Raw genomic sequence first — 25,653 nt, 5'->3', positions numbered from 1 at the left:
AGCGAATACTAATGACCAAGACAATTGTCTTAAGAGTGTCTACCTGTTTAGCTTCAATATCATTTATGTTATTCGTATATTTATTTTGTTCGGTTACGCCCGTTAAAGCGGCTGGAGAAGAATTCCAAATAGGTATTTTTTTTATGCCGCTTTGGTCCGCTACTAACGACACACAATATGATTATATAAGGGATGCCAATATTAATTTTATACAGTCTGTTCCTGGCGCAGGTCTGCCTAGTACGGTAGCCCATATGAATACAGTGCTGGGTTTGGCTAATGCTCGAGGCATTAAGGTTCAGGTTTCCGATACGCGGAGTGAATCTTTGATGACGACTTCGACAGATGCAGATATCGATGCCATAGTAAATACTTATAAAAACAATCCCGCAACGGCCGGTTATTATATAAAGGATGAACCTATCCTATCCGAATTTCCAAGAGCTGCACATGTATATCAAAGATTTGTGCTGAATGATCCGGATTCCATACCGAATGTAAATTTATGCTGTTCAACAAGCACTTACAATAAATTGAACGATTGGGTTAATCAGGTTGGTCCAGCTAATGTGAAATATATAACCACCGACTATTATCCATTTAGCAATACGGGGTTTAGTTATCAATTTTATTATTATCTGGATAATTTAAGATCTGCAGGGTTGTCGAATAATATCAAGACTGCCAGTTATCTGCAATCTGTCGGACTCAACAATGTTTTATCTCGTCCCAATGCGGATCAGTTGAGATGGAGTGTGTATAATTATCTTGCTTATGGCGTGAAGGGAATCTATTGGTTTACTTGGTTTCAACCCTTAATCCCCGACCCCAATACAGATTTCACACCTGCGATAATGGATGCAAGCGGAAATAAGACAGACTTGTACACGCCTATTCAGACATTAAACGGAGAAGTGAAACAGCTAGGGCCAACCTTGATGGGATTAACCTCACGTGATGTATATTTTAAAGGTACTGCCTATCAAGGAACGACTCCTATTCCTGCGAACTATTTCTGGCAGCCGACTACAACGTATGATCAGATTGTGTCCCATTTTGCAAATGCAGAGGGTAGAAGCTATATCATGGTAGTCAACAGGGATTGGGTAAATAGTAGAACGTTAAGCTTTAACTTACCATCCAAGCCATCTGTGATTAAGGAGATTTCCAAAACCAACGGGACGGAGATCAGTACAAATTACAGTAATACGACAGGGAATATCTCGGATTCGTTTCTCCCTGGCGAGGGAAAGCTTTATGCGATATCGACTGACTTCGTTTTACCGGCAACTACTGTGGATAATAAAGATACGGGCATCTTCTATTCGGGCAGCTGGGGTGAAAACATTCAACGCGGACTAGGTGACTATGGCGATGATTTGCATTTTACAGCCACCAATAATGATTACTTCCAGTATACTTTCACGGGTACAGGTGTGGATTTTGTTACCGAAACAGCCCCTGGCCAAGGTGACATTGATATTTATATAGACAATGTATTTCAACAAACCGTAAGCACTTACAGTTCAGTAAGACAAATCCAACAAACCGTATATAGCAAGTCTGGATTGACTTACGGGACACATACCATAAAAGGTGTGAAAAAGACGGGGACGCATATGACGGTGGATACCTTAAAGATTACACCAGGCAACGTTACCCGTTCTGCTTCCAAGACCAATGATACGTACGCAGGAATTACCTATTCGGGCAGCGGCTGGGGGTACAGCAGCGGCAGCGGTGTGGGTGACTACATGAATGATTTGCATTATACGACAGTAAATAACGATTATTTCCAGCATACATTCACGGGTACGGGCGTGGATTTTATAACGCAAACATCTCCTGACGGAGGAGACGTTGATATTTATATAGACAATGTATTCCAGCAAACCGTAAGCACCTATGGACAGTTAACTCAAAATTGGCAGAAGTGCGCAAATGAAGGGGCTCAGTGCGGTTTCAGCGGCACAAAAACGGTACGTTATGGCGCAAACGGCCTCTATACCTCTGGATCCTTTACAAATACAGTTACTTGCAATAATGCTACATTTGGGGACCCTGCCCCTGGCGTTGTAAAAACCTGCAGCGTGGATACAATTTCGGGGACACCAACGCAAAATTGGGTGAATTGCGCAAATGAAGGGGCTCAGTGCAGCTTTAGCGGCACGAAAACGATCCGCTATGGAGCTAATGGCCAATACAACTCCGGCTCCTATACCGGCACAGTTGCCTGCAATAATACCGTATTCGGCGATCCTATCAATTGGGTAGCGAAAACTTGCGAATATAATACAATCGGTATGGCAGGCAATAAATCCCAACAGGCTGTATACAGTAAGACCGGGCTGGCTTATGGTACCCACACGATAAAAGGTGTGAAAAAGACAGGAACATATATGGCCGTAGATGGTTTTAATGAGTACACGGGCAGTAACCTATTAGCCAATCCTGGATTTGAGAGCGGAACAACATCTTGGAGTGTTGGAAGTGGTGGAACTTTTACTGCCGATTCGGTAAACAAGAGGACAGGAACAAACGGTGGTAAAATAAGTGGCAGACCCTCTTTATGGAGCAGTCCAGCACAAGATGTAACCTCTGTATTAACAGCAAATGGTCGAGGTTATTATAATTTGTCGGGTTGGGTAAAGCTGGCTTCAGGAACGGACAAAGCACAAATTGCCATTCTAATATCGGATGATTTAGGCATACATTGGGTTTCAACGGATTATAAAATGATGGGTAGCAGTGAATGGACGCAGAGTTCGAAAATATGCAATATAACATGGACAGGAAGGTTAAAATCCGCGTCATTATACGTACAAACAGAAGCGAGTCTTGCCGATCTGTATCTTGATGATTTGGTGCTCTCTCACTAGTAATAAGTGAAATGGTCTTACTGCGAATGAAGTAACCCCTTAAGTAGGTTGGGTCTACTTAGGGGGTGCTTTTTTTTAGTCCGAAGAGTACCGTTAAGCAATAGGAATGGAGAAATATTTAAGTTGTGTTCATACATAGGAGGCATTCAGAATGTCAAGCTTGAAGGTTGAATCGTTAGTCTGCGAATATCGCACGAATCCGCTAGGGATCGATGTTCGCAACCCGAGAATCGGATGGAAACTGGTCTCCGAGCGGAGAGGGACGGTTCAGAAGGCGTACCGTATTCAAGTAGCGGGTCCGGGTGAGGATTTTGCAAACCTGGTATGGGATTCGGGACGCGTGGAGTCGGAACGCTCTAATCTGTTGGCGTATGAAGGCCCGATGCTTCAACCGCGTACCCGTTATTATTATCGGGTTCAAGTCTGGGATCATTTTGAACGGGAGAGCGATTGGAGCGCCGTTGCCTGGTGGGAAACCGCTTTGTTCTCGGCCGATGAATGGCAGGCTAACTGGATCACGCCGGACTCGGAAGCGATCGATCCGCAAGCGGCTCCGGTATTCATGCTGTGCAAAGAGTTCACCCTAAAGCAGCCAATTCGTTTGGCTCGCATCTATGCGACTGCCGCAGGCGTATATGAGTTGTACATCAGCGGTGAGAAGGCTGGCGACGAGCTGCTGGCTCCGGGGTGGACGAGCTATCACAAGCGGCACCAGTACCAAACCTATGACGTAACCGCTCAATTGAAGGTCGGATACAATCAAATCGGCGTTCTTCTAGGCAATGGGTGGTATAAAGGGCAATTGACTGGTTTTGACAATTATACGAATCTTTATGGAGATATCCGGGCGTGCTTGATTCAGCTTCATATCCTATACGAGGACGGGACGGAGGAAGTCGTCGTATCGGACGCGACATGGTCGTCCTCAACCAGCCCGATTACATTGTCGGAAATATATGACGGGGAAACCTACGATGCGCGTCTTGAAAAAGAGGGCTGGGGCCAGGCGGGATACGACGTTGGTTCGAATTGGAGCGGGACGGAAATTATCGATTTGCCCTACACGTCATTGGTCGCACAGGAAAATTCGCCTACCCGTGTCATAGAGACGATATTTCCACAAAGCTTGATCCGGACGCCATCTGGGGAAACCTTGCTGGATATGGGCCAGAACATGGTAGGCCGGATTCGGATGACGTTGCAAGCGCCTGCGGGCACGGTCATTCGGCTTCAACATGCAGAGGTGCTGGATAAGGAAGGCAACTTCTATACAGGCAATTTGCGCAAAGCGAAGCAGTTGGTCGAATATATCGCTAAAGGCGGTGGTACGGAAAGCTATGCGCCGCATTTTACATTCCAAGGTTTCCGATATGTCAAAGTGGAAGGGTTCCCCGGTCAGGAGAATGGCTTGCCGCTCGACGCCTTCGCGGGAGAAGTCATTCATTCCGATATGGAGCCGACCGGATGGTTCGAATGCTCCCATCCGTTGGTCAATCAATTGCAGTCCAATATCGTATGGGGGCAACGAGGCAACTTTCTGGATTTGCCGACGGATTGTCCGCAGCGGGATGAACGTCTAGGATGGACGGGGGACGCTCAGGTATTCATACGGACGGCTGCGTTCAATTATCATGTCGGACCCTTCTTTACCAAATGGCTGCGGGATCTGAAGGCCGATCAAGGGGCGGACGGAGGGGTTCCCGTTGTCGTACCCGATGTGATTACCAAAAAACCGGTCTCGGAGTCGGAAGCCGAGATGCTGTCAGCCGCAGCATGGGGGGACGCCGCTGTCATTTGTCCATGGACCCTCTACTTGTGTTACGGAGACGAGCGTCTTCTGGCCGATCAATATGACAGCATGAAAGCGTGGATTTCATATATCCGTTCACAGGGAGACCGCGAATATTTGTGGAATACCGGTTTTCACTATGGCGATTGGCTCGGACTGGACGCCAAAGAGAATAGCTACATCGGCGCGACGCCGAAGGACTTAATCGCAACAGCGTTCTATGCGCATTCGACAAGGCTAGTGCGAGACGCCGCCGTCGTCCTCGGTAAAGCGGAAGACGTTCGGGCATACAGCGAACTGCTGGGCAGAGTCATTGCAGCGTTTCGCGAAGAGTTTGTAACGCCTGCGGGCAGACTTGCCGCACCTACGCAAACGGCACATGTTCTTGCGCTCAAGTTCCAGCTAGTGGAAGGGAATGTCCGCAAGCGAATCGCTCATGATTTGAATGAGCTTGTTGTCCAGAATGAATATCATTTGACGACCGGTTTTGTCGGTACGCCGTATCTTTGCCTGGTTCTATCTGACAACGGCTATCACGAGACGGCGGTCAAGCTCTTCCTTCAGGAAAGCTATCCATCGTGGCTCTATTCGATTACGAAGGGAGCGACAACGATCTGGGAGCATTGGGACGGCATCAAACCGGACGGTTCATTCTGGAGCGACGACATGAATTCTTACAATCACTATGCTTACGGGGCCATTGGCGATTGGATGTATCGTTATATTGCTGGCTTGGATATGGACGAGACGGTGCCAGGTTACAGACGTATTTGCGTCTATCCTAGGTTTGCGGGCTCGGAACTGACGTCAGCCAAGGCAACGCTCCTTACCCCTTACGGGAAAGCGGAATCGGCTTGGCATATAGAGGACAACAACATTCTGGTTCAGGTTGTGGTTCCTGCGAATTCGAGTGCTGAAGTCATTTTGCCTGGTGCCGAATTGGAAGAGGTGAGGGAAGGAGATCGGATGGTTACGGCATCCGAAGGCATCCATTCAGCCCGAAGGAGTGAGGAAGGGGTCCGGATATCGGTCGGGTCAGGAACGTATCAATTTACTTATTCCATGAAGTAAAAAGGAATGGAGTAACACATATCGTCTTAAAAAAGGCAACCCGAGTGTCATTCATCGGGTTGCCTTCTTCTATGTCGGTTGTTTACACAAACAGCCGGGTATCGTTGTTGCGACCGAAGCGGTAGATCGCGACTAGCGCGAATGCGGCGGCAAAGGAGAACAAGATCGCCAAATTTAGGGACAAGCTGCCTAACGTCGTACCACTTTGCAGCTTCTCGACCGAATCCAGAAGCCAATGCTGCGGAAGGAAGTTCGATATTTTGCGTACCGAATCCGGCATGATTTCCACTGGGAATTAACAACCCGAGAGCAGGCATGTCGGCGTGATGATCAGGTTTTGCAGAGCGACTGCTCCTGAACTGCTCTTGGCGAAAGCGACGATTAGGTAACGACAAGCCGATAGCTGCCAAAGCGAATAGAAGAAGGATCGGAATCATCTGACCATATGGAATGCCGGAAATAAGCAAATCTTACCATGATGTCATGAAATCATTATATCCTGTGAAGAAGCAATCTTGATAGCGCGACGGACAGATTAAAAAAGCGTACAATCCGGATTGCTCCTGATTATACGCCTTATATTTTAGAATGTATTTAGCATTCGCAGGGAGACGTATGCCCTGAAAAATCCGCTTCTTACCCATTATCGCGGTATTCCTGAGGGATTACGTCCATCTCTCTCTTTAAGAAGCGGCCGAATGACGTAGTGGAATCGAATCCGATTTTATTTGCGATTTCATGAATCTTTAGCTTAGAATACTTCAGCGGATCACGGGATTTGTCAGCCGAAGATCCATAATGTACTGAGATACACCTTGCCCGGCTTGTTGCTTCAATAGACGCGACAGGTAAGTGGGATTCAGGTAGACGATCTCCGATAGGCGGTCCAGCGACAGATCTTCGTCTAGGTGATGATCAATATACGATTTCAGCTTGGTCACCAGAAAGTGCGCTACAGCTCTGCCATTGCGAAGCGCTGTCTGAATGAAAGTGAAATCATCGTAGCCGGAAAGAAAGACGACTTTGCATTGCGGCCATTGCTCCATGATTTTTGCTTGCAACTCGAGACCGTTCATTCCAGGCATCCGAATATCCAAGAGGGCGATATCGATTTTCATTTTGTTAAGCAATTGAAGCGCCTCTTCCGCGGAAATAGCGCAATACACATCCAATTCGAAAGGGGCCTCTTCTTCTAGAAGCTGCTTAATACCTCTGACGATATTCGGTTCGTTATCCACGATTATAAGCCGAAGCATTAATTTACTTCCTCCTTTAGCGGAAGGACGGCGGTATTGCCCACTATCTGCTCAAGAAAGCAGCAATTGACCAAAAACGAAAAGTGTTGGTACAGGAACCTCCTGCACCAACACTTTTCGTTTTGAGCATGATTTTCGATAAAGTGGGCTATTCGGTAAGTGAACATAGCTACTTTGGGACAGCCTCTTCGTTGTCGGTTACGATTGCATCGTCTGGTCCAAAGCATGAAGGACGGCGGATTCCGTTTGCTCGTCAAAGGGTGCCGGCAAACCGAAATAGATGGCGGATTCGACCGGCTCATATCCGCCTTCTTCGAGCTGCTCTGCTGTCGTCACATAACCGACCATCCCATTTGTGTAAGCGATGGGAATTACCGCCCGTCCGGATTGCTCTTTGATGTAGAAGCCGTAACGGACCACCATTTCACCGTTCATGAACAAGAGAGACAGGTTGTCCGCCAGATCCAACCGGGTAAGCTCCAGCAAGGCAGCGGGCTGACGTGCTTCGGGCTGCCGAATTAAGAAGGAAGCCCATCTTTTTTCGATGTCCGTTCCGGAACTCGCGGTTTGATGAAGTCTCTCCCAACTAGGAAAGCTGCGATAGGGCAAATCGGTTTTCCTTTGAACGACGCGGATTGGACATACACTGAGCGCTTCTAAGTTGCCCCGAAGTACTTTTCCGACATCTTCCGCCAATTGATCGCCTAATGCCCGAACCGTGTCAAAGTTTTGCTGGCCGTTTTCCCAATACGGATTTACGTCCCCGCAGCAGCCCTGCAAGAATCCAGCGATCGCATCGCCGCCGATTTGCTCTTCCAGAAAGTTTACCGCGGCTCCGCAGTACTCATAGGAAAGCCTGTTTTCAGAAGAAACCACCGGGTGGCAGGCGTAATGGAGCCAGATGGCTTTGGTTCGTCCGGTGCGCCCGGTAAAACGAATGACGATCAGCTCGGAGTCTGACGGCCCGTCGAAATTCGGAGCGATGACGAAGCGGCCGTCCACTAGTTTTCTCCTGTTTACGGCAATTTGGCTGCTTCCGTCCCCGCGTTCGATCTTTACTTCTTCGGCATTGGCCATCGCAAGATCGGCTCCGTTCTCGATTTGTTTCTCAAGAAACCGAATGTACGTCGGATTCAACTCCCATAAGTCGATGAAATCTCGGAGGGAAGGTCCGGAGTGGTTGTGCGTGGCATGTAGGATGACAGCTTCTTCCGGAATGCCTGTCTTACGACTGATCTGGTTTCTCCATCGTGCGGCCAATTCGTTGCTGAAGCAGAGAAGATCGGCGATGACGACGAGCGACTGCTGATCAGGATTTCGCCCGTTTCTGAAATAAAAGCAGCGAATATGGATCGGGCTGTCGATGCCATCGAAGTTGGCATGGCCACGGCTCGCAAAACCAGCCAGTTGTATCGGTTCACGCGGAGAGATGTCCACTTTCGCCGTACCTAGAAACAGAGTATGGTCATTCATCCCGACACCTGTCCTTTATGTTTTATCCGTATCGGTTCGATTAGAACAGGCTGCCCTAGACTGGCAGAAGTATAAGCCGCCCACGCGGCAGCAACAGCCCGCAAGCCGTCATTGGCCGATACCGGGAGGGGTCGGCCATGCCGGATATTTTCTAAAAATTGCTCTATCATGTGCTTGATCAGGTCATCTCCATAATACTTCCATTGTACCTGAAACGGATGAGTTCCATAAAATTCGTTTTTCGCGGCAAATACATCCATTGAGATCACTCCGTCAGTGCCTATCAATTCTAAGCGAATATCTTCCTCGGCAAGAAAGAACCGTGATGATCTTGAGTAACCGGTGTCGATGACGGCGACAACACCTTGATCAAATCTGACGTAAACGAATGCCGCATCGACTGCATAAGAGTCGCCGTTTCCATCTGCCATCATGGTATAGATCTCTTGCGGTATGCTGCCCGCTAACCAGGAGATCAAATCCACCATATGCACGGTATTGGCAAGCATCGAGTGTTGAGGATTGTCCGTGTGGGCAGCCGAATGGTAAGAAGCCTTTACCGCCAAAATATCTCCGATTTCACGACGTTCAACCGCCGTTTTTGCAGCCATTGCAACGGGGGAGCAGCGGAAGGGAAAACCCGGCATGAATGGCACCTGATGTTTGGAGCAGGTTTGGATCAATGACTCCATATCTTTCAGGTTTGCCCAAAATGGGTATTCGATACAGAAGAGCACAGCCGATAAATCTCCCGTCAGCAAAGGAAGTTCATCATTCAAGTCTAAGACGATCACTTCAACATCTGGATAATTGAATAATTCGCGTTTGTAAGCTTCCCCTTTGTGATTGTCCATACCGATCAATCCGATTCTCAAACGAGTCATCCGAATCACTTCCTTTCTAGACAACGGCTTTTGGGTATGCGAACGGCTGTCCCCGTCTGAGCGGACTTAATCGCCGCCGAAGCGATTTCCAAGGCTTGAGCTGCATCTTCTGCCGTTACGATCGGTGTGTCGTTATGTCGTATGCAATTGAGAAAATGATAGATTTCTTCCCAAAAAGGGTCGTAACCGGCTGTCACTTCCGGAACGATGACTCCTCTTGAGCCCTGCTGCGTGGTCGATGCTTTGCGCAGCACAAGGGAGCGGGAAGAGAGGTTGTCATTTCGTAATATTCCGTATTCTCCGGTAATTTCGATTCGGGTGGTGAAAGGGCCGGGATACCCCCAGTGGGCTTCTAAATTGGCAATGGCACCGTTCGTGAAACGCAGCGTAACGGAGGCATATTCCACACCATCCGCAGTCCGGCTGAACGCAAAAGCCGATTCTGCCTCTCCGATTGTCCAACGCATAAAGTCAATATCATGGATCATCAGATCCATGATGACGCCGCCGCTCTTGGTCCGATCCGTAAACCAGCTGCCTTCTTCCGGACATGCGCTGGCCCGTTTCGCATGCGAGATGCCGACGGATCCGACCGAACCGTTCAACACGAGTTCGCGCAGGTTCCGGTATTCCGGAAAAAAACGGAGCACGTGTCCGACGAACAACCGTACTCCGTATTTCTCGCAAGTGGAAATCATATCAAACGCGTCTTCCGGTTTTAAAGCGATCGGTTTCTCGCAGATGACGTGTTTTCGGTTGGCGGCAGCTTGTACCGTATACGATTTGTGCAAATAGGTGGGAACAGTGATGCATACGACGTCGAAGTCGCCATAGGAAAGCATGTCCTCATAGGATTGGAAAAGCGCGGCTTTTTCGTGAGCGCCTGAGGATATCGCCGATTCAGGTCTGGACGTGCAGATGGCTGTCACCCGAGTACCAGGAATACGGCGAATCGTTTCGGCATACTTTTTTCCCATTGTGCCGAAGCCAGCAATCGCCACTTTCAATTCCGATCCAATCATTTCGAAAACCCGCAGCTGCGAATCACTTTCTGCAGGGCGTGTGCGATATGATTCATCGACGTTTCATCCGCGAGCAGCATGGACTGGGTAATCCACAGAACTTCGCGTTCGCTAAGCCGTTCGCAGACCGGGCAGTCATCAACCCGCGTTTCCCCGGTCCAATCCCGAATGGAATCGATAATGGCGCGGTTGCGGTTGAGGGGAACATAACCCGGCAGAATAGGGACTCCTTCCGCTGTCACTTTATGAATGAAATCCTGTTTATCAATCCGCTCCGCCAATCTGGAATCCAGCTTGAACATATATAGATGGTACGCGTGCCTTGTAATGCGGGGATCTTGCTTCAGTAAGCGGATGCCCTCGATTTCCCCGAGAAGTCGATTCAGCAGTGCGGCATTGGCTTCCCTGCGGCGCATTTGCTCCTCGAGCCGGGTCATTTGCGCAAGCGCGACGGCGGCCTGGAACTCCGTCATACGGTAGTTCTGGCCAAGATTTTCATGCTGGTACCAAGCACCGTTCGGAACTCTTCCGACGTTGCAGATCGACCATGCCTTCTCATAATAATCCTGATTGTTCGTGAGAATGATGCCGCCTTCCCCGCAGTTCAGGTTTTTACTGGATTGGAGGCTGAAGGTACCGATATCCCCGATCACCCCGACGCCTTGGCCTTCCCATGAGGCTCCGACGGCTTGAGCCGCATCTTCGATCAATGCGAGATGATGCTTCCGGGCGATCTCCGACAGTCGGGTTAAGTTCGAGGGAGCACCTCCGATATGAACGGCAACGATCGCTTTGGTCTTGGGTGTGATTGCTTTCTCCACTTTGTCGGGATCGATGGCGAGCGTGTCCTCCTCGATATCTACGAATACGGGGATTGCACCGAAGGCCAAAGCCGCGGAAGCGGTAGCGATAAACGTATATGGAGGTACGATCACCTCGTCTCCCGGCCTGACTCCGACAGCCTGTAGAGCGACGGTTATCGCTACCGTTCCGTTCACCACGCTTACGGAATGCTTCGCGCTGTGAAGGTCGGCGAACCGCCGTTCCATTTCAGGCAGCTTAGGCTTATAGTCTGGCGTATTCGCATGACCCGCGCCGCCCCATTTTCCGGATTCCAATACTTCCCGCAGAAGCTGTAATTCCAGTTGTCCATAGATCGGCCATTCTCCGAACTCTACGTTGCGGGCTCGGAGCTCTTCATCAGCCTCTAATTTTTCTATCATCCATCCAACTCCTCTGATCAGACTCTTCGTGGTGCCGTCCGATGAGGTCATCGTATTACACAACCGGGATAAGGTTATGCCACTTATTGATCTATACTGGTCAAAAAATGGCATCATGGGTTACTAGTACTTGTGAAGCGGAATTCAGCGGCAAGGCTGTCTAGGGAGAAACTGTTGGTATAACGGGAGTGGATACTGCAGAAGATTATTAACGTGCATAGTGCCGAAAACTGGGGGTTCGACGAACGGGTGATCGTGGGCAAGTACATAATTGGAATTTGGATGGTGACATCATGAATCCTTATTTATTGTACATCCGGTAGTTCGTTGGAGACACTCCCTTAAACTGGTTGAATACGCGGGAGAATGTCCGATACGATTCAAAGCCAACCTCGACGCTAACGTCCGCAATAGGCATTTTCGTAGAAACAAGTAGGTTGCAGGCGCTCTGTATCCGCAGATTATGCAAATATTCGAGAAAGCTTTCGCCGACATGTTCTTTAAACAAACGGCAAATATGAGGGACGCTGAGTTCGAACTTAAGCGCAAGGCTATCAAGGGAAAGCTCTTCGGCATAATGCAAATGAATATATCGGAGAATGTCCAATATTTTCGTATTGCTTGAAACAGCGGGTATGTCGAACTGATGATTGTGAGTGCGAATGAACAACAGCAGAGCCTCGGTCAATTTAGCGCGAATGAAACTGTTTTTTCCAGGCATCGAACAATGGAATTCGTGGATCATATCATCGAATATTTTTTTTAATTGTACGATATCGCCCTCAGTCATATCGACGTATGAAGAATAATCTTGACCCGATCCGAGAAGCATTCTGCCCAATTCGGCATCAATCGGCGAATCGAAGAGGATGTTAATATCGAACATGCAGCAGTAAGTACGAATTTGACTGCCGGGATTGTTATGGATTTCATGAATATGATGCGGCAGCAAAAAGGAGGCTGTACCGGGCTTCATTTCGTGGTTTACTCCATTGAGGATCTCGTTACCCGTTCCTTCGATTACAAGGGAAAGCTCGGCAAAATCATGGTGATGCAGCAGCGACGATGAATTGAGTGTGTTAATTGAAATATAAAATGGCAGTTGGCCCTTCTTATATTTGTTGAGAACATCATGATACTCTGGAAATTTAAACATCATGTTCACCTCTATGCAAAGAAATGACTGAATGAATATAAGATACGGCATATAGTTCCTATCATTTACTGTATCATAAATTAAGAAAAGCAAGTAATGAAATTAAAAGCTCACAATGTATAAGAGGGGAAAAGAAAGGAGGTAGTCTCATGGAAATAAGGTAGATTCAAATAGTTGTTATGGTGAAATACATGTAATGAATAAGAAATCGAATCCAATTTTGGGAGAGTCGCCATGAAGGTCACAAAAACGGATGCCTTGTTCCGGAGAGGATTGATCGTGTCGTGCCAGGCGTTGGAGGATGAACCTCTGCATGGTGTCGGAATAATGGCCCGAATGGCACTGGCCGCAAAGGACGGGGGAGCCGTGGGGCTCCGCATCAACGGCGTAGCGGATATTCTGGAAGTCAAACAGATCTGCGATATGCCAGTAATCGGAATCATGAAGATTCACTATGCGGGGTATGAAGTGTTTATTACGCCAACGCTTTCAGAAGTCGAGAAACTGATCAAAGCGGGAGCCGATATTGTAGCGGTCGATGCCAGTCGCCGGCCACGGCCCTCATACGCGGATCCAACGATTTTCATTGAAGCTATCAAGAAAGAATTCGGGATTCCACTAATGGCAGATGTGTCGAACTTCGAAGAAGGAGTATCCGCATGGCTTGCCGGTGCGGATATGGTCGCGACCACGCTGTCCAGCTATACACCTTATACGGCGAACCGAGAAAAGCCGGATATCGAGCTGGTGAAGCAATTGTTGGGTCACGTCAACATTCCCGTGATCGCTGAAGGAAATATCGAGACGCCAGAACAGGCATTGGCCTGTATGAATGCAGGAGCGTATGCGGTAGTGGTTGGAAGCGCAATCACGAGACCTCAGACGATAACAAGGCGTTTCGTGGAGCGGATCGGAACTGGGTGGGAAGACGGACAGGGGGCTTAAAGCGGATTCCTGTATCCTTTATCGAAAGATAATTCCACTTAATATTTGGATTTAAGTGGTAAATTTCTTTTTTGAAGGGGGTGACCGCCCAGAAGCTAGTTAGTACGGCAGGCTAGAATCGGAAACAGGGGAAGTCGTAAAACAAAGGATTTTTACTATGGGAGGTCTTCAAGTTGAAAAAAACACTATGGTCGGCCGTGATATTGGTTTTATTCGCAAGCATGGTACTTGCAGCTTGTTCGAAAAAGGCAAACAATACAGAGCCCACCCCATCGGCAAGCTCTTCGGCTCCGGCGTCGAGCGCGCCGCCGTCGGCAAGCGCTTCATCCGACAAGCCACAATTTGAAAACACCACGCTGAACGTAGCGGCATTCGACGGAGGTTTCGGAACCGTATATTGGGAAGAAGTCGTGAAGAAATTCGAAACGGACTACCCGGGCGTCAAAGTCAATCTAGAAACCAAAAAAGGCGATATTTTCAGAGACTATGTCAAAACACAGTTTCTTTCCGGCAACGCTCCAGACTTCATCGCAACTCCGTTCGTGGAAACCTACGCCAAAGACGGACAGCTGCTGGAATTGAATGACGTTTTCGACAAAGAAGCATTGGGCAAAACAGGCCCTCTGAAAGATCTGATTCTCGACGGCTTCCTCGACGCTAACATGCCTCTAGGAGACGGGAAAATATATTACGCTCCGACTGGATTTAACGTACAAGGGATTTGGTACAACAAGACTTTGTTTGATGGCAATGGTTGGACTAAACCGAAAACCTGGGATGAGTTCTTCGCTTTCGCAGAGAATGCGATAAGCGCAAACGCGGCGCTGTATACTTACCAGGGCGCGTATCCTAGTTACAACGAGATGGTGCTTTGGCCAATGATTGCGAGTCATGCGGGTCCGGAGGCGCTGAAGAAGATCTTCAATTACGAAGAAGGCGCATGGTCGGATCCGAAAGTGAAAGAAGTCCTCGGCATCTTCTACCAGATCGCTCAGAAAGGCTATTTGATGAAAGGCACGATCGCACTCAACCATACCCAGTCTCAGACGGAATTCTTGAACGGTAAAGCGCTGTTCATCCCTAATGGAACTTGGTTCGAGAATGAAATGAAGGATGTTATTCCGAAGGAAGGCTTCACGTTCGGATTTATGGCTCCTCCGGTATTCCAAGGAGACCAGCCTTATGCAGTGGCGAGTAACGGCTATTATTTGATTCCGAAAAACGGCAAAAACCCAGAACTCGCCAAGGAATTCCTGAGGTACCAATTCAAGGACGACAACATTCTTCTTAACGTTCAGAAAACGGGCGAACTTGCCGCCGTCAAAGGTGTGGTCGAAATGGCGAAGCCGTACGTCTCCCCGGCAATTTATGAAGCTCTCAGCGTGTTCGATCAAGGCGTGAAGCCGGTCATGACGGCGTGGAAAGCGACTCCGCCGCTCTCCGTTAACGTGTCGGAAGCGATCTTTAATCCTCTTAACTCCGTTATGAACAAAAAAATGACGGTAGACGAATGGAGCGCGTCCATCGAGAAATCGATGGCTACCGTAAGAAAAGAGATCGCGGCAACAGAGTCGAAGTAATCCGTATTGCTGGCATCAACGAGAGACCTTCCGGACCTAGCGTTCGAGAAGGTCTTCACGCAGCCAAGGCCAACCAACATGGGGTGAGAAAGTGAAGGAAAAAGGGCGAATCCTCTTCGTGGCGGTCTGTACCGTCCCGGCATTGCTGCTGTTTGTGGTTTTCTTTTTTTACCCGATCCTCCGCGCCTTCACGATGGCTTTCTATCGATGGAGCGGCATGGCACGGGGTACCGAAGTGTTCATCGGTTTGGACAATTTCAGGACGATGTTTCATGACGATATTTTCTGGCTCTCGTTCAAGAACAGTTTTATCGTGATGCTGATCGTTCCGGCGGCAACCGTTATCCTCGCATTGTTTCTTGCGGTGCTGCTGACCCGGTTCAAGCTAAGAGAGAAATTTTTTTACCGGACAGTCCTGTTCTTTCCGAACGTACTGTCGATCGTCGTTATTTCGATACTTTGGTCTTTCATTTACCATCCGACGATGGGGATCCTGAAGGCGATATTCGAGTCGCTCGGGCTAACCCGTCTGTCGGAAATCATCTGGCTCGGAACGCCGGAAACAGCTCTGTATTCCGTTACGGTCACGATCGTCTGGGCCGGTCTCGGGTTTTACCTGATCTTGTTCATCGCGGGAATCGAAAGCATTCCACTTCAATACTACGAGGCTTCGGCGATCGACGGCGCGGGGCATGTTCGGCAGTTTTTCTCTGTGACTCTTCCTCTGCTGTGGGAAGTTATGCGCGTTTCATTTGTGCTGCTCATCTCCGGCGTTTTCTACGGCAGTTTCATCTATGTGCAGGTGATGACGAACGGAGGACCGAATTGGTCTTCGGAAACGCTGGTCAACTATTTGTACTACCAAGCTTTCAAAAATTTCAACATGGGTTACGCAACCGCGATCGGGCTCGTCGTCTTCCTGATCGGCATCACCTTGGCATTTCTGTCGAACAGACTGACCAGAAAGGACACCGTCGAGTTTTGACGGGCGGGTGAACGCGATGAATGAAGCTTCCGTTGGCAAGAAGATATCGCGAGCCGGAATCAGGATGATCCTGATCGTGTTCGCGGCGACGGTCATTCTTCCTTTTCTATGGCTGATCTACAGCTCTTTCAAAACCTCCCGTGAGTTCATGGAGAATCCCTTGAATTTGCCGAAGCAGCTGTATTTCGATAATTACGTCCATGCCTGGGTGCAGGCCAACATGGGCAGCTACTTTATCAATTCCATTCTCATTTCCGTCGTTTCGCTGGCATGTACTTTGCTGATCAGCGTTACGTCCGCGTACGCGATCACCAGATTTGTGAATGCATACACCAAATTCCTGAAGGGGCTGTACATCTCCACCTTCTTCCTCCCAGGGATCGTCGGTCTAGTGCCGCTATTCCTGATGATGAACGACATGCACCTGATCAATAACCGCTTCGGCATGATTATCGTTTACATTGCTTTGAATATTTCGTTTTCCGTATTCGTGCTCAGTGGTTTCGTAAGCAACATCGCGAAGGATTACGAAGAGGCGGCTTTCATCGACGGGGCATCCCGCTATGGAATTTTGTTCAAGGTGATCATTCCGCTGTCGATGCCGGCCATTGTGACGGTTTCCGTGTTCGTCTTCCTAGGGCTATGGAACGAGTTCCTTTACGCTTATACATTCCTCACGGATGAAGCTATAATGACGATTCCGATCGGGCTCAACAACCTGTTTGCCGTCCAGAAATACCAAACCGATTGGGGAGCGCTCTTCGCAGGACTTGTTATGGTGCTCATTCCGACGTTGCTCTTCTACGCGCTTGTCCAAAAACACATCACGTCGGGGATCGCAGCAGGCGGTATTAAAATGTAAGAAGGGTGTTGGAATTCATTCATGAGAGAAAAAACGATCGTTATCATCACCAATGCAGACAGCGACTTGTCGGCGCTGCTGGAGAGATCTCCCGTGAACACGGTCACGATGACGGCAGACTCCTTGAAAACAAGCGTGCTGGACGCTTGTTCGGCCGTTGCCATCCTGGGCGGCACGGAGGAGAAGCCTCTTCTTTTTCACCCGCGGGAAAGAATGCTCGTTGAAAAACAGCTGCAAGCCGGTAAGCGAATATTCGCCGAGTATTGCGGCAGCATTGGGCATGTTTACTCCGAGCCGCCGGTTTCTACCCGGTTTGAGCGGGTTGTATTCACCGCGGAAAAGCAAATCAACGGGGTGCTTCCTGGAGACATCTTAGACGAACAATGCAACACGAGAATCCGTCCGCATGACATCGCCTGTACCTTTTCTCGCCCGATTCTTCAATATGCCAGAGGAAAAGACCACAGCAGTTCGGTGGTAGACGAGAAGCTGCTGGCATCTGTCTCCGACAGGGCGTTGTGGTTCGACGAACCCGAGAACCTGCTTATCTGCAGCTTCCGGATGGCGAATTTCAAAAGAGCAAGGTTCTCGCCGAATGCCAAATGGGAAGGCATCGTGAAGTTCATTCTGGAATGGCTTTGTGAGGAATCCGTTCCAATCTCCGGGCTGAATGCCCCATACCGTTTCGAGCCCTTTCAACCGAATGTGCCGCTGGAGGTTCAAACGGACGACACGATCGGCAAGGCTATCGGCTGGTTCGAAGAGGCGGGAATGCTTCTGAACATGGGAAAGGACGGCGTACAGGAGGGCTTCGGAACTGAAGTTTATGCCGATGGTACCCAGCGGCTGATGCCATCCATCAGAATAGATTGCGTCGCGGAAGTGTCCATGGCCTACTTCATGCATGGCCTGTTGACGAAAGATAAACGGAGCCTGGACATCTCCGACAATCTGATGTCGGTTTGCTTCGATCTTATGCAAATCAAGGAACAATCGCCGCTCAAGGGGATGCTGCGCTGGACGCAGGAAGCCTGGGGTGTTTGCTATCAGGATGACGCGGCAAGGGTGCTTATTCCGCAATTGCTGAAGTGCTTGTACACTGGTTCCACGCAGTATTTGCAGGAATGTGCCGATGCGCTGGACTTTTTGGTCCGGACGACGGGAACGGACGGATTGCGGCCATTCCGAACAGACAATATCGACCTTACGGAGGAGAAGATCCGGAAATTGTCATCGGCACCGGCTCGATTCTATTGCGCACACTACAATGCGTTTTACCATGGAGCGCTCCTGCTAGCCTATAAACTTACGGGTAACGAACGATACAAGGAAGTTGGCGTGCGAGGATTGGAATCGCTCATGTCCGTATATCCGAATACTCGGAGAGAGTACAGCGAGACGCAGGAGATGTGCCGGTTGATCATGCCTCTGTCTTGGCTTTACTGGGTAACGGGGGAAGGCCGGCATAAGGAATGGCTGTACGGTGTGACGGAAGATTTGAAAAGGCTTCGGCATCCTTCGGGCGGTTATTTGGAATGGGATACGGGGTATCAAGCGGATCGCAGCAATTCCAAGGACGGAGAAGAGAGCACCATGTTGACCCGTAACGGTGATCCGATCGTGGATTTGCTGTATTCCCTGAACTGGCTGCCGACAGCTTTCGCGCAAGCCTATTTCGTGACCAAAGACGACTCTTTCAAAGAACTGTGTGAGGATATGGCGAAGTTCCTCATTTCCACTCAGGTGCACAGCGATAATAAGACGATAAACGGGGGGTGGGCGAGAGCCTTGGACGTCGACATGTTAGAAGTGTATGGATTGCCTGCAGACGTTGGATGGGGACCTTGGGCGATTGAGTCCGGTTGGACGGTCGCCGAAATCGCATCAGGCTTGACGATGTGGAGGCTGGAAAAGGAATTGATCAAGCATTATGGGTGAAGTGACGATTCGCACCACAAAAAAACCATTCGGCTCCATAATAGAGCGAATGGTTTTTTTGTGGAATTATATCTGCTTAGTATCCGTATATCTCTATCTCATCTACAAACATCCAATCCGCATTGGAGGCTCCATAAGTTTTGGAAACCGTCACTTTGACATATCTTGCCGTTGTGTTGGCAAATCCCGCATTAAACCAATTGTTTGCAGGCGTCGTAACCACTGCTTTCTGAGTGTAATTGACGTTATCCGGACTTGTGGACACGGTTACACTGTCCGGCTTATAGTTATGAACCGATCCATTATAGGCTAACAATTTAACCAGATTTAATGTCTTGTTCGCTCCTAAGTCAAAGATAATATCGGTTGTCTTGGTCTGGCCGCTCGCAAGAGGATAGCCGTAGGACTTCCCGTCGCCGTAAGCGCCTGCCCATATGCCGTTCGTAGATTCAAGGTTGCCGGTATCCGGGTAACTCGCATCCGGGGCTGACGATTTGCTGTATGCGATGCCTGCCGCCAAATTGGTCGGCGATGGCTCAGTCCCGAATACGCCGATTTCATCCAAGAATAAATAGTCGGCACCGGATACTCCCGTCTTGGTTATATCAAGCTTCACATATCGTGCAGTCGCATTGGCGAACGGTATATCGTACCACCATCCGGTATACCAGGAAGACTCGCCTCGGGTGACATAGGTGTTGGGCGCAGCGTTGGTGCTTGTAGATACGACAACATTATCCGGTCCGAAACCGTGAACCCCATTTTCAAACCTTCTGAGCTTCACCAGATTCACCGTCTTGTCGCTTCCCAAATCCAACGTGACGGTTACGGTTTTGGTGTTCCCAACGCCCACGTAGTAGCCATAGGATTTTCCGTCTACGGCATAATCACCTGACAGGATACCATCTGTCGACTCTACGCCGCCCGTATCCGGAAACCCGCCGCTCGGCGCTTCCGATTTGGCATACGATTTGCCGAGCGCAAGATTAGCCGGAGGTGTTCCCGCAGGTCCATACACCTCGATCTCATCGACGAACATCCAATCCGCGAATCCGGCCACATTCAATGTTTTTTTATAGTTGACCTTGATATATCTCGCCGAAGAATCCAGGAAAGTGAATTCATACCAGAGCCCGTCCGTACTGGTTGCATAGGTTACCTTGCCCTTTGGCGTAAAATTGATATTGTCCGTACTGGTGAATATCTCTACGCTGTCGGGTGAATAATGCGCATTGGTTTCTTCGAATTTACTGATCTTAACCTCATTCACCCACTGTGCCGAGCCTAAATCTACCGATACATCCACAGACTTGACCTGTCCGTCAGTCCCGGAATAACCGTAATTTTTGAAATCGAGATAGTTTGACGAAGCAACCCCGTCGGTAGATTCGCTATTGTTCGAATCGGCGTACGCTGCGTGCGGCGCCTCCGATTTGCTATAGGTTTTTCCTGCCGCGAGATTTACCTTGGGCAGTTGGGCTCCCGCCACTTCCAAATCGAAGATAGTGTAGGCACTTCCGCTACCGGCTGTGGCATTGACACGTATATACCTAGCTTTCGCATTGACACCGCTGAAGTCGTCCCCGCCGTTTCCGCCGGTGATCGCTGCCGCATCCACCCAGTTGGTTCCATTGTAAGAAGTTTGGACTTTATAGCTCATTGCATAGGGCGCACCCCATTTGATTTTGACGGCATCCACCTGATACTGGGCTCCAAGATCCACTGCAATCCACTGAGAACCTGCTGCAGTCGTTTGCCACTTGGTCGCTGAGTTGCTGTCTACCGCATAGCCGGCCTCACTGCCGGCAAGCTGAGTCGACGACGTGACCGTCTTGCCTGCGGCGAGGTCGGAGATGAATGGTTGTCCGGCAGCGGTTCTAAGCAAAATATTGCGCATCCGGATCATCTGGCCGATATCCCGCGAGTAAGTAGTACCATTGGCGACCAGGCTGGAAGCTATGCCTTTGGCCACCTCGGGATTGGTTTGCTCCACGATCTTGAGCAGCTCGTAATCTTCCAGTCCGTCACGCTGCGCTTCAAGCCGGATGGAATTTTTAAGCTTTTTGTTGGGTACATCAGGCTGTACAAGATGAAGGTCTCCCTTGGCCGGTTGATTATCCATGGCCAGATCCCAATGATTGTAGCCGTAATGCAGGTACCCTGTCGTTCCTGAAGTGTATGCGTGCCATGACATGGCTCTGTTCATCCATACGGGTTGATCAATAAACCTGTTCAAATACATTCCTCTTGGAACACCGCAAGTATACATCCATACCTCTTCGTTATTCGGGGAGGCTTGTCTTGCTTCAAAGAACGATTTATTGGTGTCAAAGGTTTCCGAAAGAGGCACCCAAACATCAACGTAATTTGCCAGCTGCGTGTACAACGACGGTGAGCCGTACATGGCATCCCCGAACTTGATATCCGGCCAATGTACCCTTACTTTGTTCGCCAAATTTTTATACTCATCGATAATTCCTTGATCGGACGGCTCGTCTCTGACATGCTGCCACCATATGCTGGCCCAAGTTCTTCCGTCAGGGAGCAGCTTACTCTCCAGGTGAGCTTTAAGTGCGGGGAAAAATTGATTGATCCAATTGACCAGCTTCGGGTCGTTCGGCGAGTTGAGAATCCAGTTTCGAAAAAGATTTCCATTGGCATCCCTGTCGATAATGACACCCGTGGTAAAACCTTCAAGCCTCTTGACCGTACCTCTATCGATAAAAAACTGGATGACTTGGTCAAATACGCTCCAATTGAACGTATACACCCCATTGGCGCCAAGAGTCGAACCCCCGTCTAACAGCATGTACACATAATTGACAGGAATGCTGTTCATCCGGTAATCCTTCGCATTCTGAGCGAAGTTTTCCATCAGCGTCCACCAGTCCGCAGACAGCCTCGGGTAACCATATGCATTTTTGAGATTGTCGCCATTCACAACGTCCGTGGAATCGGGACCGTAAAACTGCATCCACTGTGAGTTATTGAACGTGCTGTCCTTCGCGTCCGGAATGGTGACATTTTGCACATCAATCGTAACGCCAACCGCAAAATTGCCCTTTGTCGTATTGACGGTAGCTGTGCCCGTGTAAATGCCGGCTGCTGCAGTCGCAGGTATGAATGCCCGGATCCAGATCGGCTGGGTCGTATTGGCGGCGACGGCCAGCGTCGGATTGTTGGACAGCGACTCCGGATAGTAGCCCGGCCCTTTTCTTACCACATTGTCTGTCGTAATCGAGTTCTGATTCAAGTATTCGTATTCGACGTACTGGTACTTGAGGTTGCTCGATGCGATCGTATTCCCGCCGCTCGTCATATTGGTGAACGTTACGCCGTTGATCGTGAATGCCGAATCCCTTCGAATCAGAATTTGCGCGGCCTCGAATTCGTTTTTGGCGGCCGAGAGCCGGATGGAGGTACTGGAATCCGCCGTTCGGATCGTGTGCTTGAATACGTTTACATAAGATGACTCCGTCCATACCTCCACATAATTCGCGTGGGCGGCCATGCCACCGATGAACAGCGAACTCAGAATGATAACCAGTACCAGCGATGTACTTAGCGGCTTTTTCAACTTATCCATTGACACTCCACCTCGTTCAGTTATTTAAATTACCTCTGTTACCACTGCGCCACGGAACCGTTCAAAACTGCCGTTTTCTCATGCCCCTGCCTCCTCTTCTGTTTATTAAATCCCGATATGAAAGCGCTTATCCAAATTTCATGATACAGAAAATACTAGGACGGATATGCCATATCCTATATTCGCTCAGCCATTTCTTAGCGCAGGAGTTGAAACGGGGCGAGATCGTTCTTCTGCGTCGGCGCGCAGGAAACAGAGTTGAGAATTTTCGCTTGAAATAATGAAAAAAACATGATAATTTATAAATGTAATTAAATTTACTAGATATAATTAAAAATATGTATCTGAAAAACATACTTAAACCGAAATGAAGCGAGGAATGAAATCATGAAGCAGACAATCAATCACGCGAATCAAACGATCGTTACCGGCGGCGCACTGCAGATGATTCAGAGCGTTTACAAGCAGCTAAGGAAATCGGAGAAAGCGGTAGCCGATTATATTACGGAGAATCCCGAGAAGGTGATCAACAGCAACATTTCGGAAATTGCCAAAGAAAGCAATGTCAGCGAAGCGACGGTAATCCGCTTTTGCAAAACGGCAGGGTTTTCCGGTTTTCAGGATCTGAAGGTGACGTTGGCAAGAGGAGCCGCTCATTTCGACTCGCCCACCATTTACGAGAACATCAAAAAAGGCGACAGCCTTAGCACCGCCTTGGAGAAAATGTATGCCAACAATATGCAAGCATTGAACGGCACCTACCAGTGTCTGGACCTGAACCAGCTTCAGGAAGTGTCCAAAGTGGTCAGCCAAGCCAGATTCGTATATTTGATCGGAGTGGGCACTTCCGGTTTGGTCGCGGAATACGCCGAATACCGGTTCACACGGATCGGATTGACGACCCGGGCATATACCGAAAGCCATCAAATCGCTCTGGCTACGACGTCCGTTCGCAAGTCCGACGTCGTCATCGCGATTTCGCAGTCCGGCAGCACCAAGGCGATTGTCGAACCTCTCGAAATTGCCAAGGGCAAGGGAGCGATCACGATTGCCATTACAGGCCACCCCTATTCGCCAATTGCCAAGATCAGCAATTACGTGCTGCGGAACACCGTGCACGAAGCCCCATTCGACAGCGGCGGGATGCCGTCCTTGATGGCTCAATTGAGCGTGGTGGACGGGCTTATGGCCGGAGCGTCGCTCGAGAGCTTCGACACTTCCATTCAGATGATTCAAGAAACCGCGGAAGCGTTGAAATCCAAAAAATACTAAGAACTCTCAAAAACTACCAAATAAAACCGAATAGGAAGTGCCTGCGTGAACAAATATTACGAGAAAGTGAAGGGTATCCTGGAACAATGCTTCCAAACCCAGCAGAAGGATATTCTCAAGGCGGCGGAGTGCGGCGCGCAAGCGGTCATGGCGAACAAACAGCTGTTCTTCTTCGGCACCGGCCATTCCCATATGCTGGCGGAGGAAGTGTACTACAGGGCCGGCGGACTGAAAAATATTAAGCCGATACTGGAATCCGCTCTTATGCTCCACGAGGGCGGAACCAAGAGCACCCGGATGGAACGGCTCGAGGATTATGCAGCGATTTTGCTCGACGAGCATAAGGTTGAAGCGGGAGACGTTCTGTTCATTATCTCCAACTCCGGATTAAACGCAGTACCTATAGAAATGGCGATCGGAGCCAAAGCAAGGGGCGTCAAAGTGGTCGCTTTGACGAATCTGAATCATTCGGCCCCGGCGAAACCGAGGCACCGGAGCGGCAAGAAGCTGTATGAGATTGCCGACATCGTTATTGACAACTGCGGCTTGCCGGGCGATGCTGCCGTCCATCTGGATGCGATCGGATTGTCGGTCGGTCCGACATCGACCGTCGTAGGAGCATTCATCGTTAACGCGATGATCGTCCAACTGGTCGAAAACCTGATCGCAGCCGGATTCGTACCCCAAATTTACCTGAGCGCCAACGTCGAAGAAGGGGACGAACATAATGCGAAAATGATCGAGTCCGCAGCGGCGGAAAGGCAGGGGGGATAATGCCGGTCTTCGTTCTCGGTATCGATGGAGGCGGTTCCAAGACGGAAGCGATGCTTATGGATGAGGCAACCGGACGCACGATAACGATTCAAGGCGGCGGAATAAACACCATCGTCGAGAGTATGGATCGTTCCGCAAGCCACCTCGAAATGCTGATTCATGCAATCGACTCGATCATGGAACAGGAGTCGGGAGCGGTAAAGGCCGTATGCATCGGTTCCGCCGCGATTCTCGAAGAAGACCAGGATCATTGGAGCGTCAAGCGGCTGTCGGAAGCTTTCCCGCTTGCGCAGGTGCTGGGAGTAATCGACTCCCGCATTGCGCTTGAAGGAGCGTTGAACGGCCGTCCGGGTGTCGTCGTTGCGGCGGGTACGGGTTCCATCTCCTACTCCATGGACGACAAAGGAATAATGCGGAGATGCGGAGGCTGGGGACCCTTGTTCGGAGACGAGGGCAGCGGATATTGGATCGGCTGCGAAACGCTCCGGACAGTCGCCAAGCATATGGATGGACGCGGAGCGGCCACTATGCTGACGGAGAGGCTGCAGGAAAAGCTTCAGGTTAGAAACGGTGTCGAGTTTATCAACAAAGTGTATGGGCTCATGAACAGAAGCGAAATCGCTTCGCTTGCGATCGAGACAGGGACATGCGCGAATCTGGGGGACGGGGAGGCCATCCGGATTTTGAGCGAAGCGGGAGAACATTTGGCGGATTTGGCAGTGGCTGTCACCCGGAGCACGCCATGGGACAGCAAGCCGGCGATATCATATGCGGGCGGGATCTTTCGGCTGGGGGAACTGATCATGTCTTCGTTCATCCCCCGTCTGGGAGAATGGGGATCCGCATTGAAGGAACCGCTCCATTCTCCTTCATATGGCGCTGTCATGCTGGCCCGTAAACAATTCGGAATGAATCGTATAGGGACATGAATGCCGAACACCGGTCCGGAGGCGACAAG

At 49.6% G+C, this 25,653-nt stretch carries 17 protein-coding genes and 1 pseudogene; 10 read left to right on the top strand and 8 right to left on the bottom strand.

Annotated features, from left to right (window positions below):
- Positions 1-11: 11 nt before the first annotated feature.
- A complete protein-coding gene (locus tag K7P76_RS11500) occupies positions 12-2,879 on the top strand; it encodes a carbohydrate binding domain-containing protein (protein ID WP_232185443.1) in 2,868 nt (955 codons plus the stop codon).
- 151 nt (positions 2,880-3,030) lie between these two features.
- Positions 3,031-5,739, top strand: a complete 2,709-nt coding sequence (locus K7P76_RS11495; protein WP_232185442.1) for a family 78 glycoside hydrolase catalytic domain — start codon at positions 3,031-3,033, stop codon at positions 5,737-5,739.
- Between the two features lie 82 nt (positions 5,740-5,821).
- Here the strand turns inward: K7P76_RS11495 and K7P76_RS11490 are convergent.
- The 7 genes and pseudogenes from K7P76_RS11490 to K7P76_RS11460 form a co-directional block, all read right to left on the bottom strand.
- Positions 5,822-6,167: pseudogene (locus tag K7P76_RS11490) on the bottom strand (ABC transporter permease); the annotation flags it as partial.
- 333 nt (positions 6,168-6,500) lie between these two features.
- Positions 6,501-6,995, bottom strand: a complete 495-nt coding sequence (locus K7P76_RS11485) for a response regulator transcription factor (protein WP_232185441.1) — start codon at positions 6,993-6,995, stop codon at positions 6,501-6,503.
- Positions 6,996-7,193: 198 nt separating this feature from the next.
- The gene (locus K7P76_RS11480; protein ID WP_232185440.1) at positions 7,194-8,468 is read right to left on the bottom strand and encodes a hypothetical protein; all 1,275 of its coding nucleotides are present in this window, start codon (positions 8,466-8,468) and stop codon (positions 7,194-7,196) included.
- Entirely contained in the window at positions 8,465-9,352 is an 888-nt protein-coding gene (locus K7P76_RS11475) for a Gfo/Idh/MocA family protein (protein WP_232185439.1), read from the bottom strand. The genes K7P76_RS11480 and K7P76_RS11475 overlap by 4 nt, the downstream gene beginning before the upstream one ends.
- 5 nt (positions 9,353-9,357) lie before the next feature.
- On the bottom strand, positions 9,358-10,374 hold the full coding sequence (locus K7P76_RS11470) for a Gfo/Idh/MocA family protein (RefSeq protein ID WP_232185438.1): 1,017 nt from the start codon (positions 10,372-10,374) through the stop codon (positions 9,358-9,360).
- Positions 10,371-11,597, bottom strand: a complete 1,227-nt coding sequence (locus K7P76_RS11465; protein WP_232185437.1) for a DegT/DnrJ/EryC1/StrS family aminotransferase — start codon at positions 11,595-11,597, stop codon at positions 10,371-10,373. Before K7P76_RS11465 ends, K7P76_RS11470 begins: the two co-directional genes overlap by 4 nt.
- A 301-nt stretch (positions 11,598-11,898) precedes the next feature.
- Complete coding sequence (locus K7P76_RS11460) at positions 11,899-12,756, bottom strand: AraC family transcriptional regulator (RefSeq protein ID WP_232185436.1); 858 nt, start codon at positions 12,754-12,756, stop codon at positions 11,899-11,901.
- A gap of 231 nt (positions 12,757-12,987) precedes the next feature.
- Between K7P76_RS11460 and K7P76_RS11455 the strand changes: the two genes are divergently transcribed.
- From K7P76_RS11455 to K7P76_RS11435, 5 genes are all read left to right on the top strand, one after another.
- Entirely contained in the window at positions 12,988-13,698 is a 711-nt protein-coding gene (locus tag K7P76_RS11455; protein ID WP_232185435.1) for an N-acetylmannosamine-6-phosphate 2-epimerase, read from the top strand.
- Between the two features lie 173 nt (positions 13,699-13,871).
- Positions 13,872-15,278 (top strand): carbohydrate ABC transporter substrate-binding protein, encoded by a 1,407-nt coding sequence (locus tag K7P76_RS11450; protein WP_232185434.1) that lies wholly within the window; start codon positions 13,872-13,874, stop codon positions 15,276-15,278.
- 91 nt (positions 15,279-15,369) lie between these two features.
- Positions 15,370-16,263: a carbohydrate ABC transporter permease gene (locus K7P76_RS11445; RefSeq protein ID WP_232185433.1), complete on the top strand. Its 894-nt coding sequence runs from the start codon at positions 15,370-15,372 to the stop codon at positions 16,261-16,263.
- 16 nt (positions 16,264-16,279) lie between these two features.
- On the top strand, positions 16,280-17,125 hold the full coding sequence (locus K7P76_RS11440; protein ID WP_232185432.1) for a carbohydrate ABC transporter permease: 846 nt from the start codon (positions 16,280-16,282) through the stop codon (positions 17,123-17,125).
- 21 nt (positions 17,126-17,146) lie between these two features.
- Positions 17,147-19,063, top strand: a complete 1,917-nt coding sequence (locus K7P76_RS11435) for a hypothetical protein (RefSeq protein ID WP_232185431.1) — start codon at positions 17,147-17,149, stop codon at positions 19,061-19,063.
- Positions 19,064-19,139: 76 nt separating this feature from the next.
- On the opposite strand, the gene K7P76_RS11430 is transcribed toward K7P76_RS11435, so the two are convergent.
- Positions 19,140-22,649 (bottom strand): discoidin domain-containing protein, encoded by a 3,510-nt coding sequence (locus tag K7P76_RS11430; protein WP_232185430.1) that lies wholly within the window; start codon positions 22,647-22,649, stop codon positions 19,140-19,142.
- A 387-nt stretch (positions 22,650-23,036) separates the two neighbouring features.
- On the opposite strand from K7P76_RS11430, the gene K7P76_RS11425 reads away from it, so the two are divergent.
- Genes K7P76_RS11425 through K7P76_RS11415 form a run of 3 tightly spaced genes read left to right on the top strand, consistent with a single transcriptional unit; the run spans position 23,037 to position 25,624 of the window.
- Positions 23,037-23,921: a MurR/RpiR family transcriptional regulator gene (locus K7P76_RS11425; RefSeq protein ID WP_232185429.1), complete on the top strand. Its 885-nt coding sequence runs from the start codon at positions 23,037-23,039 to the stop codon at positions 23,919-23,921.
- A gap of 45 nt (positions 23,922-23,966) precedes the next feature.
- Positions 23,967-24,695: an SIS domain-containing protein gene (locus K7P76_RS11420; protein ID WP_232185428.1), complete on the top strand. Its 729-nt coding sequence runs from the start codon at positions 23,967-23,969 to the stop codon at positions 24,693-24,695.
- On the top strand, positions 24,695-25,624 hold the full coding sequence (locus K7P76_RS11415) for an N-acetylglucosamine kinase (protein WP_232185427.1): 930 nt from the start codon (positions 24,695-24,697) through the stop codon (positions 25,622-25,624). Before K7P76_RS11420 ends, K7P76_RS11415 begins: the two co-directional genes overlap by 1 nt.
- The last annotated feature ends 29 nt before the right edge of the window (positions 25,625-25,653 follow it).

It is taken from the genome of Cohnella silvisoli (assembly GCF_021190915.1).
In the GTDB taxonomy this organism is placed as follows: Bacteria; Bacillota; Bacilli; order Paenibacillales; family Paenibacillaceae; genus Cohnella; species Cohnella silvisoli.
Note: the sequence above shows the minus strand (reverse complement) of the source record. Positions and strands in the feature narration are given on the sequence as shown.

Excerpts from the sequence above, each read along its gene's own strand:
- K7P76_RS11500 (WP_232185443.1), top strand. The coding sequence starts at position 12 with ATGACCAAGACAATTGTCTTAAGAGTGTCTACCTGTTTAGCTTCAATA.
- K7P76_RS11495 (WP_232185442.1), top strand. The coding sequence starts at position 3,031 with ATGTCAAGCTTGAAGGTTGAATCGTTAGTCTGCGAATATCGCACGAAT.
- K7P76_RS11485 (WP_232185441.1), bottom strand. The coding sequence starts at position 6,995 with ATGCTTCGGCTTATAATCGTGGATAACGAACCGAATATCGTCAGAGGT.
- K7P76_RS11480 (WP_232185440.1), bottom strand. The coding sequence starts at position 8,468 with ATGAATGACCATACTCTGTTTCTAGGTACGGCGAAAGTGGACATCTCT.
- K7P76_RS11475 (WP_232185439.1), bottom strand. The coding sequence starts at position 9,352 with ATGACTCGTTTGAGAATCGGATTGATCGGTATGGACAATCACAAAGGG.
- K7P76_RS11470 (WP_232185438.1), bottom strand. The coding sequence starts at position 10,374 with ATGATTGGATCGGAATTGAAAGTGGCGATTGCTGGCTTCGGCACAATG.
- K7P76_RS11465 (WP_232185437.1), bottom strand. The coding sequence starts at position 11,597 with ATGATAGAAAAATTAGAGGCTGATGAAGAGCTCCGAGCCCGCAACGTA.
- K7P76_RS11460 (WP_232185436.1), bottom strand. The coding sequence starts at position 12,756 with ATGATGTTTAAATTTCCAGAGTATCATGATGTTCTCAACAAATATAAG.
- K7P76_RS11455 (WP_232185435.1), top strand. The coding sequence starts at position 12,988 with ATGAAGGTCACAAAAACGGATGCCTTGTTCCGGAGAGGATTGATCGTG.
- K7P76_RS11440 (WP_232185432.1), top strand. The coding sequence starts at position 16,280 with ATGAATGAAGCTTCCGTTGGCAAGAAGATATCGCGAGCCGGAATCAGG.
- K7P76_RS11435 (WP_232185431.1), top strand. The coding sequence starts at position 17,147 with ATGAGAGAAAAAACGATCGTTATCATCACCAATGCAGACAGCGACTTG.
- K7P76_RS11430 (WP_232185430.1), bottom strand. The coding sequence starts at position 22,649 with ATGGATAAGTTGAAAAAGCCGCTAAGTACATCGCTGGTACTGGTTATC.
- K7P76_RS11425 (WP_232185429.1), top strand. The coding sequence starts at position 23,037 with ATGAAGCAGACAATCAATCACGCGAATCAAACGATCGTTACCGGCGGC.
- K7P76_RS11415 (WP_232185427.1), top strand. The coding sequence starts at position 24,695 with ATGCCGGTCTTCGTTCTCGGTATCGATGGAGGCGGTTCCAAGACGGAA.